The organism is Spirosoma migulaei (genome assembly GCF_054776855.1).
In genome coordinates this window covers 232,554-249,779 of the sequence record NZ_BAAHBG010000008.1, presented here as the reverse complement: position 1 = coordinate 249,779, position 17,226 = coordinate 232,554, and the positions used below count along the sequence as shown (strand labels likewise).

14 protein-coding genes are annotated in these 17,226 nt (G+C 49.1%); 10 read left to right on the top strand and 4 right to left on the bottom strand.

What is annotated here, in order from left to right:
- The coding region (locus ACYVGO_RS10615; protein WP_460969242.1) for an alpha-amylase family glycosyl hydrolase at positions 1-765 on the bottom strand (765 nt) is incomplete at its 3' end.
- A 360-nt stretch (positions 766-1,125) separates the two neighbouring features.
- Here ACYVGO_RS10615 and ACYVGO_RS10610 point away from each other — a divergent pair.
- On the top strand, positions 1,126-3,342 hold the full coding sequence (locus ACYVGO_RS10610) for a bifunctional alpha,alpha-trehalose-phosphate synthase (UDP-forming)/trehalose-phosphatase (protein WP_460969241.1): 2,217 nt from the start codon (positions 1,126-1,128) through the stop codon (positions 3,340-3,342).
- A 9-nt stretch (positions 3,343-3,351) separates the two neighbouring features.
- Here the strand turns inward: ACYVGO_RS10610 and ACYVGO_RS10605 are convergent, their stop codons facing one another.
- Positions 3,352-3,558: a hypothetical protein gene (locus ACYVGO_RS10605; protein WP_460969240.1), complete on the bottom strand. Its 207-nt coding sequence runs from the start codon at positions 3,556-3,558 to the stop codon at positions 3,352-3,354.
- A gap of 291 nt (positions 3,559-3,849) precedes the next feature.
- Between ACYVGO_RS10605 and ACYVGO_RS10600 the strand changes: the two genes are divergently transcribed.
- The 3 genes from ACYVGO_RS10600 to ACYVGO_RS10590 all read left to right on the top strand — a co-directional run bounded on the left by ACYVGO_RS10600 (position 3,850) and on the right by ACYVGO_RS10590 (position 6,299).
- The gene (locus ACYVGO_RS10600; RefSeq protein WP_111349117.1) at positions 3,850-4,527 is read left to right on the top strand and encodes a response regulator transcription factor; all 678 of its coding nucleotides are present in this window, start codon (positions 3,850-3,852) and stop codon (positions 4,525-4,527) included.
- A gap of 104 nt (positions 4,528-4,631) precedes the next feature.
- Positions 4,632-6,011, top strand: coding sequence for a sensor histidine kinase (locus tag ACYVGO_RS10595; RefSeq protein WP_460969239.1), 1,380 nt, complete (start codon positions 4,632-4,634; stop codon positions 6,009-6,011).
- A gap of 81 nt (positions 6,012-6,092) precedes the next feature.
- Positions 6,093-6,299 (top strand): hypothetical protein, encoded by a 207-nt coding sequence (locus ACYVGO_RS10590; protein ID WP_460969238.1) that lies wholly within the window; start codon positions 6,093-6,095, stop codon positions 6,297-6,299.
- On the opposite strand, the gene ACYVGO_RS10585 is transcribed toward ACYVGO_RS10590, so the two are convergent.
- On the bottom strand, positions 6,288-7,682 hold the full coding sequence (locus ACYVGO_RS10585) for a DUF389 domain-containing protein (RefSeq protein WP_460969237.1): 1,395 nt from the start codon (positions 7,680-7,682) through the stop codon (positions 6,288-6,290). The two genes, ACYVGO_RS10590 and ACYVGO_RS10585, sit on opposite strands and share 12 nt — an antisense overlap.
- Positions 7,683-7,776: 94 nt before the next feature.
- On the opposite strand from ACYVGO_RS10585, the gene ACYVGO_RS10580 reads away from it, so the two are divergent.
- Positions 7,777-9,033: a cation:proton antiporter gene (locus ACYVGO_RS10580; protein WP_460969236.1), complete on the top strand. Its 1,257-nt coding sequence runs from the start codon at positions 7,777-7,779 to the stop codon at positions 9,031-9,033.
- Positions 9,034-9,351: 318 nt separating this feature from the next.
- Here the strand turns inward: ACYVGO_RS10580 and ACYVGO_RS10575 are convergent, their stop codons facing one another.
- Positions 9,352-10,773: a chloride channel protein gene (locus ACYVGO_RS10575; RefSeq protein WP_460969235.1), complete on the bottom strand. Its 1,422-nt coding sequence runs from the start codon at positions 10,771-10,773 to the stop codon at positions 9,352-9,354.
- 164 nt (positions 10,774-10,937) lie between these two features.
- Here ACYVGO_RS10575 and ACYVGO_RS10570 point away from each other — a divergent pair, with 164 nt between their 5' ends.
- The 5 genes from ACYVGO_RS10570 to ACYVGO_RS10550 all read left to right on the top strand — a co-directional run bounded on the left by ACYVGO_RS10570 (position 10,938) and on the right by ACYVGO_RS10550 (position 17,207).
- Positions 10,938-11,855, top strand: coding sequence for a hypothetical protein (locus tag ACYVGO_RS10570; protein WP_460969234.1), 918 nt, complete (start codon positions 10,938-10,940; stop codon positions 11,853-11,855).
- A gap of 29 nt (positions 11,856-11,884) precedes the next feature.
- Positions 11,885-12,103 (top strand): copper chaperone, encoded by a 219-nt coding sequence (locus ACYVGO_RS10565; protein ID WP_460969233.1) that lies wholly within the window; start codon positions 11,885-11,887, stop codon positions 12,101-12,103.
- A 286-nt stretch (positions 12,104-12,389) separates the two neighbouring features.
- A complete protein-coding gene (locus tag ACYVGO_RS10560; protein ID WP_460969232.1) occupies positions 12,390-13,931 on the top strand; it encodes a vanadium-dependent haloperoxidase in 1,542 nt (513 codons plus the stop codon).
- A gap of 231 nt (positions 13,932-14,162) precedes the next feature.
- Entirely contained in the window at positions 14,163-15,872 is a 1,710-nt protein-coding gene (locus ACYVGO_RS10555; RefSeq protein ID WP_460969230.1) for a tetratricopeptide repeat protein, read from the top strand.
- A 201-nt stretch (positions 15,873-16,073) separates the two neighbouring features.
- Positions 16,074-17,207: an efflux RND transporter periplasmic adaptor subunit gene (locus ACYVGO_RS10550; RefSeq protein WP_460969229.1), complete on the top strand. Its 1,134-nt coding sequence runs from the start codon at positions 16,074-16,076 to the stop codon at positions 17,205-17,207.
- Positions 17,208-17,226 lie beyond the last annotated feature (19 nt).

Genomic DNA, 17,226 nt, shown 5'->3' with positions numbered 1-17,226 from the left:
CATATTGGCTTCGGCCAGAAAGACCACGCCGGGAAAATGATCGTCTACATGTTTTCGAAGCTTTTTAAGAAAGGCATGCGTTTCGGGCAGATTTTCGCCGTTCGTCCCTTCGCGTTCAAATAAATAAGGAACGGCATCCAGCCGAAACCCATCCACACCCAGCTCGCACCAGTAGTCGATCATCCTGAACACTTCATCCTGAACCAGCGGGTTGTCGTAATTCAGGTCGGGCTGGTGATGGAAAAAGCGGTGCCAATAATATTGCTGAGCCTCGTTATCCCAGGTCCAGTTCGACTTCTCGAAATCCTGAAAAATAATCCGAACGTCTTTGTATTGAGTGGGATCGTCGGTCCAGACGTAGTAATCCCGCTCTGGTGATCCTTTGGGAGCTTTTCGGGCGCGTTGAAACCAGGGATGCTGATCGGAGGAGTGATTAATGACCAATTCCGTAATGACTTTCAGATTGCGCCGGTGAGCTTCATCGAGCAGGATTTTAAACTGTTCGATATCTCCATAGGACTTATTGATGGTGTAATAATCGGCAATATCATAGCCATCGTCGCGCAGGGGTGATGGATAGAACGGCAGTAGCCAAATGGCCGTCACGCCTAACTCCTGTAAGTAATCTAACTTTTCGAGCAGGCCCTGAAAATCACCGATTCCGTCGCCGTTACCGTCGCGGAAGGCTTTGATGTGTAATTCGTAAATAATGGCGTCTTTATACCACAGGAGATTATCGGATAGGTCCAGATTAGTTTTTGACATAAGGAGATATAATTAAGGGTTATTAGCCGCTTACCAGTAGGCTATGCAACTTTACCCGGCAGCATGGACTGGTATTTCTGGCTAAAACGTTGAGCAGAACTAAAGTGCAGCAAGTTGATTCATTAGACTAAGAATGCGCTTATAATCTGCTTAGAAACTGCTTAGAAGCCCAAAGACCTGCTTTGTTGGAATACAATCGGTGGCGTAGTGTTACCTGTTAGAAAACCTTATCCATAAGTGAACAGAAGTAAGAAAGATAACCACCTTTCTAAGGAGTTTCTAAGTATTGCTTAAGTCCCTTCTAAGTCGCTGGTACGTCCTTTGTTAACTACACTGGGCGTTCAGTAGCGCATCAACTCTATGAAGACTTCTAAAGCCTCATTTAAACGATTATTGATTGTTTCTTACCGGCTTCCGTTCACTATTCAGCAAACTAATAACGGTTCCGAACTCCAACAGAATTCAGGTGGGCTGGTTTCGGCTGTGCTGTCGATGGCGGAGCAGATGGGCCAGAATCAGGGGAGTTTACCCACAAAAATTCACTGGGTTGGGCATGGTGATCAGTCACTTCAACAACTCGACTCATCCGCCCTGGAAAATGATACATTTGTGGCCCATCCGGTTTTTATGGATGAAGCTGTTCATAAAGGGTTTTACGAAGGATTTAGCAATGATTTAATCTGGCCTTTATTTCACTACTTTCCGTCCTACGCATCGTTTAAAGAGCACGATTTCGACTGTTACAAGCAGGCCAATACCCGTTTTCTGGAGGAACTAACGGCCTTAATCGAACCCGGCGATTTAGTCTGGATTCACGATTTCCAGTTAATGCTGCTGCCCGATATGTTGCGCCAGGCCATGCCTGAGGCAACGATTGGCTACTTCTTTCATATTCCTTTCCCAACCTATGAGATCATAAAACTATTGCCCCGCACCTGGCGGCAAAGCCTCATCAATGGAATTCTAGGAGCCGATGTCGTAGGGTTTCACACGACCGATTACGTGCAGCATTTTATGCAGAGCGTTTCAGAGGTTCTGGATCTGCCGATTATTAATCAACGTATAATCCTGCCCGACCGGGCGGTGATTGTCAACGCTTTCCCGATTAGCATCGATTTTAATAAGTTCAACTCAAGTGGACAAGAGGCTGACGTTTTTGCCACCCAGCAATATTTCATGAATTTGCTACGGCACAACAAGATCATTTTTTCGGTTGATCGGCTCGATTACACCAAAGGAATTACCTCTCGATTGCTAGGGTATGAACGTTTTCTGATTCAGCATCCTGACTGGCATGATAAAGTAACCTTTGTGATGACGGTAGTGCCATCACGCGATAAAATCGCTCAATATCAGGAGTTAAAACGGGAGATCGAAGAAACCGTTGGCCGTATCAATGGCCTGTTTGGTACCATTGGCTGGCGGCCTATCGTGTATTCGTACCGATCGCTAACCTTTACAGAGCTAATGGCCTTGTATACGGCCTGCAATATTGCCCTCATTACACCTGTTCGCGATGGGATGAACCTGGTTTGCAAGGAGTTTGTGGCAAGCCGCCAGGATCTAAAAGGTGTACTGATTTTGAGTGAATTAGCCGGAGCCGCTCAGGAGTTACGGGATGCCATCATCATCAACCCAACCGACACTCAGGAAGTAGCTGATGCCATTAATCAGGCATTAGTCATGCCATTGGCCGAACAGGAACGACGCTTGCAGCATATGCGAAAGCATCTACAAAACCATAATGTTTTCCGATGGAGTCACGATTTTCTTTCCGCATTCAACGATATGATTACCAACCAGCCCAGTTTAGAAACCGACCTGCCGATTCAACCATTTATCAGTGCGTTTAGTGACGCCCATAAACGGCTGCTTTTAGTTGACTTCGACGGCACACTAGCCCCCATAGTCAATGATCCGGCCGATGCCCGACCCTCTGAAACATTACAGACTATATTACGGAATCTGGCCGAGAGTAGCGATGTTGTGGTCATCAGTGGCCGAAACCGATCGTTTCTGGAGAAGACGTTTGTGGGTATTCCCGTTTTCCTGGTCGCCGAGCATGGCGCTTTCCTGAAAAAACCGGAACAGCCCTGGCAACAACTCGATCTATCGGCCGATGATTGGGTCGACCCGGTGCGCTCAACGATGAATTATTATGTTGATCGTTTTCCAGGTTCATTTATTGAAGGAAAAGAAACGGCCATTGCCTGGCACTATCGGAAAGTGGAAACTGATGATGTTGAAGGACAGGCCATTGACCTGGCGACCCAGTTACGGCGCGTTTCTTCCTCTATTCCACTCACGGTTATTCAGGGCAATAAAGTGGTGGAAGTAAAACCCGCCCAACACAGTAAGGGAACTGTAGCACTCGCTATTGCCGAACAAAAACCCTACGACTTTATTATTAGTATCGGCGACGATACGACCGATGAAGATATGTTCCGGCAGCTTCCGAACTGGGCGTACACCATGAAAGTGGGGTCAGGGATGTCATTTGCCCGCTATCGGCTGGCTCGGCAACAGGATGTAGAAACGCTGCTGCAACGCATGAATGATGAATTGATCGAGGTCTGATTCTTCGGCTTATCGTTTCGTGACCACCTCATCTTTTAACACATTTTCTGGACCTTCACCCCGTTTTTCTTTTTCCTTTAAACGGCGGAGTAAGTGTTCGTAATGAGGGGGCAATTTGTCGGTATCAGAGGCTTTAACGCCAAACCTGGCGCTGGTAAAATAACTGAGTACACCGAGTATACTAATTATGATTGCGATAATAAGAAACGTCATCATGCTCGTTCGGTTTTAGTAGAGCGCGAGAAATCACTTATTCATGAGGGTTGACCCGACCCGATCAGTGAGAACGTAGGCGCACGGGTCAACCTCATGAATAAGTGCCTATGCACGCTTAATTCCCGAAAAGTATAGTCGAGTGATAAGGAGGAACTTAACGAAACCTTAGAATTTGATTAGAGCCCAAAACATTAGGCTCGCTAAGCGCTTAATTACCTGTGTACCCAGTTTACTCATCACCGTAAGACGGGCAACTGGGTACCGAACAAACTACCCGTTGCGCCACCAACTATGAAACTCCTAATCGTTGAAGACGAACCCAAAACGTTGCAGGCAATCCAGCAGGGACTGGAAGAAAGCCAGTTCGAGGTCGATATTGCCTACGATGGGCTCATTGCCAAACGACTGGCCCTGAAAAATAATTATGCCGCCATTATTACCGACCTGATCCTGCCGGGTTTGAATGGCTATGAACTCTGTCGGCAACTACGGGCCGAAGGGTTAACGACGCCTATTCTGATGCTGACTGCCCTTGGCGAAACTGAGGATAAAATTTCGGGCTTCGATGCCGGTGCTGACCAATACCTGACCAAACCGTTTCAATTTTCTGAACTGTTGGCGCGCGTACGATCACTGACAAAGCGCGGCACGCAGGTGTCGCTAACGGCTCAAACCTTACGCTACGGCGGCATTGAAATGAATCTGGATGCCAAAACCGTTACGCGCGACGAACAACCCATTGAACTGACCGCCCGCGAGTTTGCGCTCCTGGAATTTCTCATGCGCAACCAGGGACGGGTTCTATCGAAACCATCCATTGCCGAACACGTCTGGGATTTAAACTTCGATACAGGCACCAACGTCGTAGAAGTGTACATCAATTACCTGCGCAAAAAGATCGACCGCGATTTCCCAAAAAAGCTGATTCACACCCACTTCGGCATGGGGTATATGTTTAAAGAAGAATAAAAAAGGGGAGGAAAGGGAGGAGGGGGAGGAAAGGGAAGAGAGGGACGAAATTACCGAACCCTTCCTCCCTCTCCTTCTTCCTCCTCCTTTCCTCCCTCCTTTCCATGACCATTCGCAAACGGCTAACGTTACGCTTCACAAGCCTGGTATCCAGCATTATCCTGCTGGCGTTTGTGAGTATCTATGCCTTTTGCTGGTATTTCATTTCATCCGACTTTTACCGACGGCTCGATCGGAAAGCCAATACAACGGGCGATATGCTCATTCGGCATCGCCTGGATGCGCAACTGATTCGGCAATTGGGGCGAATCCGGAAAGATCAGTTACCCAATCAGAATATCATGGTGTTCGATAGCCGGGACTCGATCATTTTTATTACCAATGAACGTCTGCCGATCACCATACCCAAATCGGTGCTGGCCGATATCCGGCAGGATAAACAAAAGGATTTTCAACAGAAAGGGTACTATTTGTCGGGCACCCGGTTCATGACGGCGTCGGGCCAGTATGTGGTCATTGCCAGTGCGGTGAACGTTTATGGCGATGAGTTTCTACGGCGGCTTTTATGGGCCTTAGCGGTGTTGTTTTTCCTGATTGTGGGCATTACTGCCTTTTCGGGCTGGTTTTTCGCAGGAGATGCCCTGCGACCCATGCAGCAAATTGACCAGATTGTCAGTGATATATTCCCACGTAACCGGGATGAGCGCCTGCTCATCAATCAAGACGACGATGAGATCAGTCGGTTGTCATCGACTATCAATCGATTACTGGACCGGGTCACGGAGTCGTTTCGATTACAACGGATGTTTGTGGCCAACGTATCGCACGAGTTGAAAAATCCGCTCACACAAATCAGTTCGCAATTGGAAGTAAGCTTGTTAAAACACCGTGAACCGGAGGCTTACCAAAAAACGATTCGTTCGGTACTGGATGATGTAAGTGATCTGGCAACGCTTACCCATGAGTTATTGAAACTCTCTCAGGTGAATCAGGAAGATGCCATCGGGCTCTTAACCGATACCGTTCGACTGGACGAAATCGTTTGGGATATTCGGGATGAGGTAACAGCCATCAATCCTCGTTATCAGGTAACCATCGAATTCGGTGCGCTTCCCGATGACCCCGACCAGCTAGCGGTGCAGGGCAATAAAACCTTACTGGCAACGGCTTTAAAAAATCTGACGGAAAATGCCTGCAAATTTTCTGATGATGGGCAGGCGCTGATTCACGTTAGTTTTGATCCCAACTGGTTAACGATTAGCATTCAGAATAGGGGTCAATCCATCCCATCAGCCGACCTACCTTATATCTTTGAGCCCTTTTATCGCAGCCGCCAAACCGCCGATGTGCGCGGTTACGGGGTAGGTTTATCACTTGTAGAGCGTATCATTCGGCTGCATCAGGGCAAAATCCAGGTTACCTCAACAGCGGGCAAACCAACCGTATTTAGCATCGAGTTATCCCGGCAGACGCGCCAATTCTAAGCAGTTTCTAAGCAGTTTATCAGTGAATCCTAAGTCGTGCTTAGCAACTTTGGCTATCCCTACGTATCTAACTATAACGCGATGATGACTGAAAAAACCGCAATTCAACCCTACTCCCCGTTCTTTCCCCCAGGTCCGGCAACCCCATCGAAGACGCGCCCTAAATCAAAATACCTGTACGAAGAAGATCCAAAAAAGCCAGACTGGTTACTCTTATTAATCAGTGCTTTGGTGCTCTTGACCCTGCTCATTGCCTGGTTTGTCGATATTCCTGCCTTATTCCACTAGTAGTTTGATCCGCTTACTTTTGGTACGGCTCTGAAGCCACTTTTCAATGCGTTGCTTTTCAGCGTTCGTATGCTTTCGGGAGAACCGGGCATAGACGAGCATGACCGTATCGGGCCGGGTGCTGTTTCGGTTCATCACCAGCGATTGGGCAGCAGTAAAGGTCTGTACATCGGGCATGAGCGTCTTAAGCTCATTTCGCAGGTCGGTTACCGACAAATTCGCGGAATGAGTCAGATCGATATACCGGCGAAGGGAGTCAATGATATGGTCTTTGCGGGCAATAGACGACTGGCTGTATTTTATTACCTGGTCGGTTACTGTATTCTTGAGCGCATCCACATCCACTTCCGTATCTTTAAAACTTCCCTGTTTCACCACAAGACTCACGTTGCCCAAACCGTAGGCTGGCATTTTGGTACGTAGTAGGTTGATTGAGTCCTTTGGTAGCGGCTCTCCCACCAGCGAGAGTTCCAATGTACTCTGCCGACGATTAAAACGAGCTGCGTATTGGATGACCTGCCGGTACTGAAAATTACATTCAGTTGTTACAAATCGCTTTGCTGATTCCTCAAATATGGTTTTACGAACAATTTGATAGCCAAGATAGCTACTGGGTACCACCACAATGACTACAGCAAACCAGATCGTATGCCGAACCCGCTGTTCAACCTCAGGTGTAGGATATTGTTTCTGGTGGTAACCCAGAAATCGGACGATCAGAAAGGTGGCAATACTAATACATATAGCATTGATAAGAAACAGGTAAAATGCCCCGGCAAAGTAGTATAGATTACCGGTAGCTAATCCGTAACCGGCGGTACATAAGGGCGGCATCAGCGCGGTGGCTATTGCCACACCCGGAATCACATTGCTCACTTTCTCCCGGCGCGAACCGGCAACAATCCCAGCCAGACCTCCCAGAAAGGCCACCAACGCATCCCAGACCGTGGGGGATGTTCGAGCTACTAATTCAGATTGAGCCAAATGCAGCGGACTTACGAAAAAATAGAGCGTGGAGGTCAATAAACTAATGAATACAGCCAGACCTAAGTTCTTCAACGCTCGCTGGATCATCGTCAGGTCGTTGATACCCACGCCCAGCCCTATACCCATAATAGGGCCCATTAACGGAGAGATAAGAAAAGCCCCGGTAATAACAGCCGGGGAGTTGATGTTCAGACCAATAGAGGCAATAAATATGGCAAAAATCAGCGTCCACAAATTAATACCCCGAAACTCGATTCCCCGGCTAATGGCTTGTATCACATCCGTTTCGTCGTCTTTATCTTCTTCTAGACTAAACCGTTCGCGCAGAAACGCGCTGAATTGGGCTAAGGGTTCCGACTTTTTGATTTTGGGTTCATTTTGATCGTCTACAGTCATTTTTAAGGAATACGGTTACTAGTTATTAACGCAAAACAAGATGCGGTTTTAATCGAAAGTTAATGTAAACTTGCTCAACTCCGCTACTCACTTCATGGATCTATTCACCCTCATTACCTTACTTATTGTTATCTCGGCCCTCTTCGCTTATCTGAATACGCGCTGGCTTAAGCTACCCGATGCCATTGGCATTATGGTTTGCTCATTGAGCTTCTCTGTCCTCTTAATTGCCCTAAACTCAATCTATCCGGATCAGTTGGCCTCTGTTCGCCAGACTGTTGCCCAAATTGACTTTGGAAAAACGCTTTTCGATGTCATGTTAAGTTTCATGCTTTTTGCGGGCGCCTTACATACCGATTCTGCCAAACTTAAGGTCGAACGGCGATCGGTTATGCTGTTTGCGTTTGTAGGGGTCTTACTGAGCACATTTTTGGTGGGCTCCGGACTTTATTTACTAACCAGGCATCTCGACCTGAATTTATCGTTCCCACTTTGCCTGCTCTTTGGCGCCTTAATTTCACCAACCGATCCGATTGCCGTATTGGGAATCTTATCCAAGTTCAAACTACCCGACAACGTTAAACTCAACATTGTGGGCGAATCGCTCTTTAACGATGGCGTAGGGGTTGTTGTGTTTGCCTCTATTTACCGAATTGTCATCAACGGGTCCGATAGTGTTAGTGCTGGAGAGATCGCCTTGCTGTTTCTCGAAGAAGCCGGTGGCGGTATTGTGTTTGGCATTGCTTTAGGGTATGGAATGTTCTGGGTGTTACGGTCGATCAACCACTATCAGACCGAAGTGATTATAACGGTAGCCGGTGTTATGGGTGGGTACTTATTAGCCCAAAAACTGCACATTTCCGGGCCACTGGCTATGGTGGTCACCGGCCTGTTGGTTGGTGGTCATCATAGCCGTCAGGATGCCATGAGCCAGCTCACCGAAGAGTATGTCGATAAATTCTGGGAGCTGGTTGATGGGATTCTGAATGCTTTACTTTTTGTCTTAATTGGCGTTGAGCTGCTCCTGATTGATTTTCAACTTACACAATGGTCAATTTATTTATTGGTCGTGCTCCTGGTCCTGATAGCCCGGTATGTAGCCATTCTGATCCCCTTTACCCTGGCTCGTCGCTGGCTTGATCTCGACCGGAATGCCCCTGTTATGCTGACCTGGGGCGGGCTACGGGGTGGCCTTCCCATTGCCATGGCGTTGTCCATTGATGGTTCGTTACCACAAAAAGAGTTTATTGTGACCATTACGTACGCAGTCGTTTTGTTTTCCGTCATTGTACAGGGTTTGACGATGGAACGGCTCATTCGGCGGCTATATCCACCTGATAAAGCGAGCTAAGAACAGCTACTATAAATCCTACAGCCCGGCAGACCGGGCTAAAAGTGGCTAGCATAAGCCCCTCCCCTGAAAACTTAATCTTGTAGGGATTTCACGTGGATGCGATGAACTATTTATTTTGACAGCTTTTTCACCCCTAAATCCCCTGAAGGGGACTTTGTCTGACGTTGAAATAAGTCCCCTTCAGGGGATTTAGGGGTGAAAAAGCTGATTTAAAACTAGGCTTAATTCAATTCTCAAAACCTCTACAAAATTAGCCTGAAAACCAGGAGAGGGATTGAGATGGGGTAGAATGCAGCCAAACAATAGAACTAGCACTTAAGTAGGGCTATTTAGCTGGCTCTGGCTCCTATCACTTTCCCTCTTTGGGCCACTGCCAACGGGCTGCGCCATTGTTTCCTTGACAAACCCAACTTTCAGGTGCTCATAAAACGAAACTGGATCTACCAATGATGCGGCTCCCTGCGCCATTAGACCACCCAACAGTAATTGAAAAATTGCCGAATGCCGGTCCGTCATTTCCAGCACCAGAATGGCCGCCGTAAATGGGGATCGAACAACACCGGTCAGGAAACTCACCATACTCACCAGAATGACCAGATTCGTATCGCTGGGCGTTACCCGGATAAGACGGGCCAGTCCATCGCCCAGAATGGCTCCGGCACTCAGCGAGGTGGCGAAAACACCGCCCGCAGCACCACTGCTGTAACTGAGGGCCATCCCCGCAAAACGAACGGGGAAAAGATACCAGGGCGTCAGGTGATCGTTTTGAAACAGGAGCCGGTTAATGATGGGCTTTCCCGTACCAACCGCATCGGTACCAACCAGGTAAGCCAGCCCGGCCAGTACCAGCCCGCAGGAAGCTACCCATACAGCCTGCTCCCGACTGGTGCGGAACCGTCGCCGGTAGGCATTGACCCACAATAACGCTTTGGCAAACACGGCCCCCGCTAAACCGGAAACCATCGCCACCAACACAACAACACCCAAAAACCAACCAGTTGAGACCGTTACTTTCGGAAAACCCAGGTACAAATAAGGCCCCTGAATGGCCTGCGCAGTCATCCCGGCAATGATTACGGCGGTAAACACAGCGGTACGAAAGCGGGTAATGTGTGTTTGGGTCAGTTCTTCCACCACGAAGACAATGCCACCCAGCGGAGTGTTAAAGGCAGCTGCCAAACCAGCCGCTCCACCCGTGACGAGCGCAATTTGCCGGGACAGTTGCGGCCAGCCAGCCGGTTGCAGCCGATTAATGGCACGAAAAATGGCCGCTGAAATCTGAATGGTCGGTCCTTCCCGTCCAATAACACCACCCCCCATCAGCAGTAAGACACTACTCAAGACTTTCACAATGGCTACCCGCATACTGAGCAGATACTCGGTACGACCGTGGGTAACCGGATTCGAGAGTTCGATACCAGCCATCACCTGCGGAATACCGCTACCCCGTGCCGCCGGAGCCAGTTTTACCACCACCAGCCACGAAAGCAGGAGGGCTATCGGTGTGGTTACAAACACAAGCATCGGGTGCGTCTGAATCCAGGTAAAACTGGTTTTCTCCGCCCAGACAAACAGTTCTTCGTAGCCAACGGCCACCAGTCCGGTCAATAGGGAGGCTACCCAAAATGGCAAACTTTGAAGAATAACTCGGCGCACACGTTCGGTGTATAACCGCTTGATAACGTGCTGATCGAGCCAGGCCAGCACCTGCGCATATCGGGAAGGTCTTTTCGCCATGCAATAATGATGTGTATCCAGTTTGTAGTGATAACGCCATCGGGAAGCAGATGATTAGGCGAAACCCAAAGTCTAAGCAAATTCTAAGTAGTCTTTAATTCCTTTATAACCCGTGGAGGTCACCTTTGTCTCAGTCTCTCATACACCAACAAAACACGATCCGTATGGAAACAACTCCACGAACATCAACACCGCTGACCGCTATGCTGGCTATGCTACTCACCCTTGGTGTGGTTGGTGGCCTGTATCTGGATAAAACCCGAACCCTGGTTGACCGCTTTGATCAGGAAGAACGACGGGCCGATTCGCTGCTGTCAGTCAAACTTCAGCTCGAAGGCGATGTCCGCAGTCTAACAAGTCAGCTGGAAACGGCCACCGGGGAGAACGAATCGCTGGGCAAACGCATCAGTGACTTACATGGCCAATTGTACCAACGGGATGCGTTGGAGAACCAGCTTCGTCAGCAAAACAGGTTGCGTACTGGTACCATTCGAGGTCTTACTCGAAATCTGGATTCTATGACAACCATTCGCGATAGTCTGGAAAACCAGCTAGCTGCCATGAACGATAAAATCAGCTGGCTGAGCGACTCGAATGGACTACTGCTCAAAGAGACGAAAGATCTGCAACAAAAAATAAATGAACTGAATACATCTTTACAAACAAAGGTGCCTCGCTCAGCCGTTACAGGCGATGAGTTTATGGTCGAAACGCGGAAGTCGAATCGAAAAGAAACCGCCAAAGCCAAAAAGGTGCATACATTGACTATTTCGCTCGATGTACCGCCGGAATTAGAGTTAGAGAACATTCAGGACGTATTCGTAAGCCTGACAGACCCTCAGCACAATCCAGCAATGCCACCCTTGAGAACCACAACGGTTGTCTTGTCAGATATCAATGAAGTCGTACCGATTCACGCAATTCAACGGGTGATTTTTACCGGAAAGCCAAAACGAATTTCGATCAGTTTGACGCCTGACAAACCCCTGAAGCCGGGTACCTATCGCGCTTCGGTCTATACCAAAACCGCCTATCTAGGCTCCGTTGAGTTTCAACTCCGGGATAGTTTCTGGTTCTTTTAGTCAAATAAATAACAAACCAACTGAACACAATGGAGACACTGAATTTCAGAACCAATCTGACCGACAAAAAAGCCATTGCCGCCGTAACGCTGCCCCTCAATGACATCGAACAGGTAGACGGCTGGAATGTTGACACTGACTCGCCCGACAACCTGCTGACTGTACAGACGACCGATAATCGAATTGCTGACCTAGTCCGAAATGCGGTCGAGCAAGCGGGCTATTGGGCAAGTCCTGTGACGGTGTGATTGCCAAAGAAGAAAATGCTTATTGATCGAAAAATACAAACTTGGCTGGGGCAAATCCCAGCCAAGTTTGTTTAAAGGGCATTTTACTCCTGTAAACTACACCCTCAGCCCCCTTAACAATCAGATAGTCAATAGCTTATTTCTCATAAATACGGGATAATCCCCATTGTTTACCTGATTGGTGTAGGTCTATATTTGAGCCTGCATTTGTTTACTCCAAATCCTACTTATTCGACTAAGCAAATGACATGCACTTATTGATCCACCCTTTAATCAATCAAAACCAATGAGCGATATTATTTTGTACTGGAATGCTGTGGCTATAGAGGCAAATCGCATTAGCCACACCAACCGGAAAATGGAACAAACTGGTCCTACCCTCAGCTCTAGGGCCCTGGCGATTGTCCATATTGCTATGCACGATTCATTTGTCGCGACAACTCCCGGGCTGGATTTTTCGACATACATGCCCCTCACCCACCCGGTACCGGCCGGGGCTACGGCCCGGGCAACCGTATCGGCAGCTGCCCATGCAACACTTTGGGCATTATTTCCCAGCCAGCGAACTTTATTCGATACCTCCCTGGCCGAAGCCGGGGAGGTATTGAATCCAGGCCATGAGCTTGGTCTTATGATAGCAAAGGATATCCTGACACTGCGGGCCGGTGACCCGGGAGCTAAAGATGACGGCTATACACCGTCGCTGGCTCGGGGAAAACACAAAGTAGATCCCGACAATCCGAGTCAGGGATTTTATTCGCCTTTTTACGGGGCTCAGTCGGGTGGGTTTGCCATTACAACCCGGCATACCTTGCTTGATCCCCCATTTCAAAGTCCAGCCTATACGAAGGCTTTACGGCAGGTGCGCGAGAAAGGCATTGCGACCAGTTTATTGGGCACAATTCCTAACCGCGCCCATTCCCGTACCAACGACGAAACAGTGATGGGTTTGTTCTGGGCCTACGACGGTGCTGTTGGTCTGGGAACACCCCCGCGATTCTATAATCAGATTATCCGCACACTCGCTATAGCCCGCAACAACACCGAGGCACAGAATGCCCGCTTGTTTGCACTGGTCAATGTAGCAATGGGTGATGCCGGCATTTTGGCTTGGGATGAAAAATACCGTCATAACTTCTGGCGGCCGATCGTTGGCATTCGTGAACATGACCAGTCGATGGGTATGGCAACAGCCCCAAATAACAACCTCAATAACGACTGCGACTGTAACTGGCTTCCGTTGGGTGGCCCGGCAACGAACGCTATCAACCCACAATATGATGCGCCCGCACAATCTGACTCCGGTACCTACCAGCGCAGCCAGGTTGTGCGGGAACGCCCAAAAAACTTTACGCCCAACTTCCCCGCCTATCCATCCGGTCATGCAACCTTCGGGGCAGCCGCGCTGCACATAACCCGGCTGTTTTACGGGGCACTGAGCGTACCCGCTAATACCCCGAACCCCATGCTGGGCAACCGGTCGGACGATCATCTGTTCGATGGATTGTCGGTAGTGTCCGAAGAAATGAACGGAGTTAACCAGGATAATCAGGGTACTGTGCGCCCGCGCCATGTTCGCAATTTTCCTGGTGGTCTTTGGCGAATGATCGTAGAGAATGGTCTTAGCCGCGTCTATTTAGGCGTTCACTGGCTATTTGATGCGTTTGCCGTGAGCAGTGATGATGAGATGGATTTATCGCAAAACATAGGAGGAGTGCCGCTTGGTCTCACTATTGCCGAAGACATTTATCAGAGCGGTATGCATGTGTCTCCTCCAGCTGCCGGCCCGCGCATACCGCCTACCGTGGCTACAGTTAACCACCGCTAACCCATTGGCTTGTTGAGCCACATAAGGGAGTACGTCACGGTGCATATTGGCCCTTCTACCAAATAAAAATGGTGACTTCGCTATTCAGCCATGGTCGCCATTTTTATTTGGCTACATTCTCTAAGCCTTTTCTAAGCAGTCTTTAAGCCCCTTCTTAGGTCTATGTGGTAGTTTGCATATGCCTCTACCGATGACAGTCTTGTCGTCTGGACAGAGAAAACCCTATGCAACATGAACACGCAACGAATCATTTTATTTCTTTCTGGTCTGGCCGGAACTGCCCTCGCGCAAACGCCCACACCTGACCCAAATACCCTCATGAATCTGGGCCGCTTCGAGGAAGCCACTCAGTTTCTGAGTCGAAATGCGCAACAAAGTCCATCCGCCCAAACCATTTTCGATGCGGGCTACGGCTATCTCCGTGCCGGTAAGCCCGATTCGGCCCGGATCTGGTTCGAGAAAGGCATTGCGATGGATGAAAAACGGACACCGCTCAATGAAATGGGCGATGCCATCACCTATCTGGTCAAAAATGACCCGGCCAATGCCGAGCCCAAACTGGCCGAAGTCGTTAAAAAGAGTAAGGGTAAAAACGCCGACATCCTGTACCGAATTGGCGAGGCCTATACGGGCTATCTAACACCTGGAAATGGCTCTATCAAACCACTCTACGCAAAAGTGGTCAACGCTGCTACCGCCATTGATTATTTAAGCCGGGCTACCGAACGCGATAAGAAGAACCCCGCCATTCAACTGGCGCTGGGCGATGCCTATTACCTGAATAAAGATGCGGGTACAGCCGTTACCCGCTACGAAAGTGCCCTCGAACTAGGCATGGACCCATCACGCGTGTACCAGCGAATCGGCGATATTTACTGGCAGGGCCGTAACCTGAATCTGGCTGTGGAGAACTACAAAAAAGCCATTGAAGCCAATGCGAACTATGCTGCGGCCTACAACCAGTTAGCCGAGTTGTATTTCCTGGTTAATCGGTATAAAGAAGCAGCCACGTATATTGACCAGTACGTAAACGTATCGAAGGATAAACGGCAGGAGACCCTGTTGCGACAGGCTCAGTTTCATTTCCTGGCCAAAGACTACCAGCGAACGGTCAATCTGATCGACAGCAACCGCACAGCCTTAGCCCAGAACCCAATCGTGTATCGGATAGAAGGCTGGGCGTACTCGTCTCTGAAAGAGCCCCAGAAAGCCATTCAGAACATTAATACGTTCCTGGAAAAAGCGCCGGGAAAGGTGATGCCCGATGATTACAAATACCTCGGCCTGGCCTATATGGGTATCGAAAACCCCGGCAGTGATTCTCTAAAAGCAGTCAATGACTCCATTGGCGTGACTTACCTGGCCAAAGCTGCTCCCTTCGATACAATCGAGAATCTGTATAGCGACATGGCCAAGTATTATTACCGGGCCAAGAAACACCCCGAAGCGGTAGCCGCCCTGGATTCGGCCGCCAAGCACAACTTCAAAGCCGATGTACAGGATTTATTCCGCTATGGCATGAGCAACTATACGCTGGGTTTCCAACGCGACAGTCTGGGGAAATTAGTACGGGATACGGTTCGGTTTGCGCAGGCTGATTCGGCGCTGGCTTTGGCTCAAAAAGCCTCACCTGATTATGCTCCGACAGTCCTCTACCGGGCCAAAGCGAACTACTATGCCTATACCCCCGAAGAAGCCGTTCGGAATGGCAAAGCGAAGCCCTATTTCGAGCAGTTTATTGCAATGGTTTCGGATAAGGAAGACGAACGGAATCGCTACAAAAAAGACCTGTTACTCGCCTTTAAGTACCTGATTTCGTATAATGAACTGGTGACCAAAGACGATACTGCCCGAACTGAATGGTTGACCAAAGCAAAGGCATTATTCCCGGACAATCAGGAGTTAGCCAAAATTGGGGCTCCAGTCGCTGGTGAACAATAACGGTTTCTTTTTTCATAGTTGAACATGCGAGTCCGACCGCTACGGGAGCCTGATCTCCGGTAGCGGTTTTGTGTTTTTACGGGGCACATCCTGCCGATTAGCGTATCTCTAAGGAAATTCTAATAATTTTCTAAGCTGGCCTTTACTTGCCGTATTGTATTTGCACAGGTAGCAAACAGGGCAATCAGCCCCAACTTCCTTATGCGATCTTATTCAGGCATACTTGCCCTACTTAGTACGATTATACTGGCCTCCTGCTCGGCTCACAACGAGAAAAAACAGGAGTCGGCACCAACGCTTCCGGTGATTCAGTTGACTCCACAGGATGCCACACTTGACCATGACTACGCCAGCAACCTGGAGGCCGTACAGAATGTGGAAGTTCGCGCAAGGGTAGCGGGGTATCTGGATAAAATTTTGGTCGATGAAGGCAAGCCGGTTCACAAAGGCCAGCTGCTGTTTCAGCTAAACCCAACCGAATATCAGGTTGAAGTGGATCGGGCACAGTCCAGTCTGGAAAGCGCTACAGCCCAGGCCGAATCAGCTGAAGTGGAAATGGGCCGGGTGAAACTGCTGGTGGATAAAAACGTGATTTCGCCTTCCGAACTAAAGCTTGCCAAATCGAAACTTGAAACTGCTCGGGCGGGCATCAATGGAGCCCGATCTGCCCTGAACAAGGCCCGTTTTCATGTCTCCCTAACCAGCATCCGGGCTCCCTTCGATGGGGTTATCAACCGATTACCGTTCAAACGGGGCAGCCTGATCGAAGAAGGCGCGCTGCTCACCACCATCTCCGATCTGCGGGAGATGTATGCCTATTTTAACGTATCGGAGAAAGAGTATCTGTCCTTCATCAAAAAACGGCTCGACCCCGAAAAAACGACCGTTCGGGAAGTAGACCTGCTGCTGGCCGATGATTCGCCTTACCCCTACAAAGGCAAAATCGAAACCACCGAAACCGTGTTCGAAGGCAATTCTGGTACCATTGCCTTCCGGGCTACCTTCCCCAATCCCAAACGCTTACTCCGCCACGGGGCTACCGGCAAAATCCGCCTGACCACCGACGTAGACGATGCCGTTCTGGTACCGCAGCGAGCCGTCTTTGAGGTGCAGGACAAAAACTTCGTGTATGTCGTTGACGCCACGAATAAAGTCCGATCCCGAAGTTTTGTGCCCAGCAGCCGGGTCGATCAGTTCTACATCGTTCAATCGGGCCTTAAACCCGGCGACCGGATTGTGTATGAGGGAATCCAGAGTCTGAAAGATGGCATGCACATTACCCCGAAAGCACTTCCCGCCAAAAGCCTACAGGCGTTATATGCCGCAGCGCGATAATAATTAATGGATAATGTAA

Coding starts and splice junctions, on each gene's coding strand:
- ACYVGO_RS10610 (WP_460969241.1), top strand. CDS start 1,126: ATGAAGACTTCTAAAGCCTCATTTAAACGATTATTGATTGTTTCTTAC.
- ACYVGO_RS10605 (WP_460969240.1), bottom strand. CDS start 3,558: ATGATGACGTTTCTTATTATCGCAATCATAATTAGTATACTCGGTGTA.
- ACYVGO_RS10600 (WP_111349117.1), top strand. CDS start 3,850: ATGAAACTCCTAATCGTTGAAGACGAACCCAAAACGTTGCAGGCAATC.
- ACYVGO_RS10595 (WP_460969239.1), top strand. CDS start 4,632: ATGACCATTCGCAAACGGCTAACGTTACGCTTCACAAGCCTGGTATCC.
- ACYVGO_RS10590 (WP_460969238.1), top strand. CDS start 6,093: ATGATGACTGAAAAAACCGCAATTCAACCCTACTCCCCGTTCTTTCCC.
- ACYVGO_RS10585 (WP_460969237.1), bottom strand. CDS start 7,682: ATGACTGTAGACGATCAAAATGAACCCAAAATCAAAAAGTCGGAACCC.
- ACYVGO_RS10580 (WP_460969236.1), top strand. CDS start 7,777: ATGGATCTATTCACCCTCATTACCTTACTTATTGTTATCTCGGCCCTC.
- ACYVGO_RS10575 (WP_460969235.1), bottom strand. CDS start 10,773: ATGGCGAAAAGACCTTCCCGATATGCGCAGGTGCTGGCCTGGCTCGAT.
- ACYVGO_RS10570 (WP_460969234.1), top strand. CDS start 10,938: ATGGAAACAACTCCACGAACATCAACACCGCTGACCGCTATGCTGGCT.
- ACYVGO_RS10565 (WP_460969233.1), top strand. CDS start 11,885: ATGGAGACACTGAATTTCAGAACCAATCTGACCGACAAAAAAGCCATT.
- ACYVGO_RS10560 (WP_460969232.1), top strand. CDS start 12,390: ATGAGCGATATTATTTTGTACTGGAATGCTGTGGCTATAGAGGCAAAT.
- ACYVGO_RS10555 (WP_460969230.1), top strand. CDS start 14,163: ATGAACACGCAACGAATCATTTTATTTCTTTCTGGTCTGGCCGGAACT.
- ACYVGO_RS10550 (WP_460969229.1), top strand. CDS start 16,074: ATGCGATCTTATTCAGGCATACTTGCCCTACTTAGTACGATTATACTG.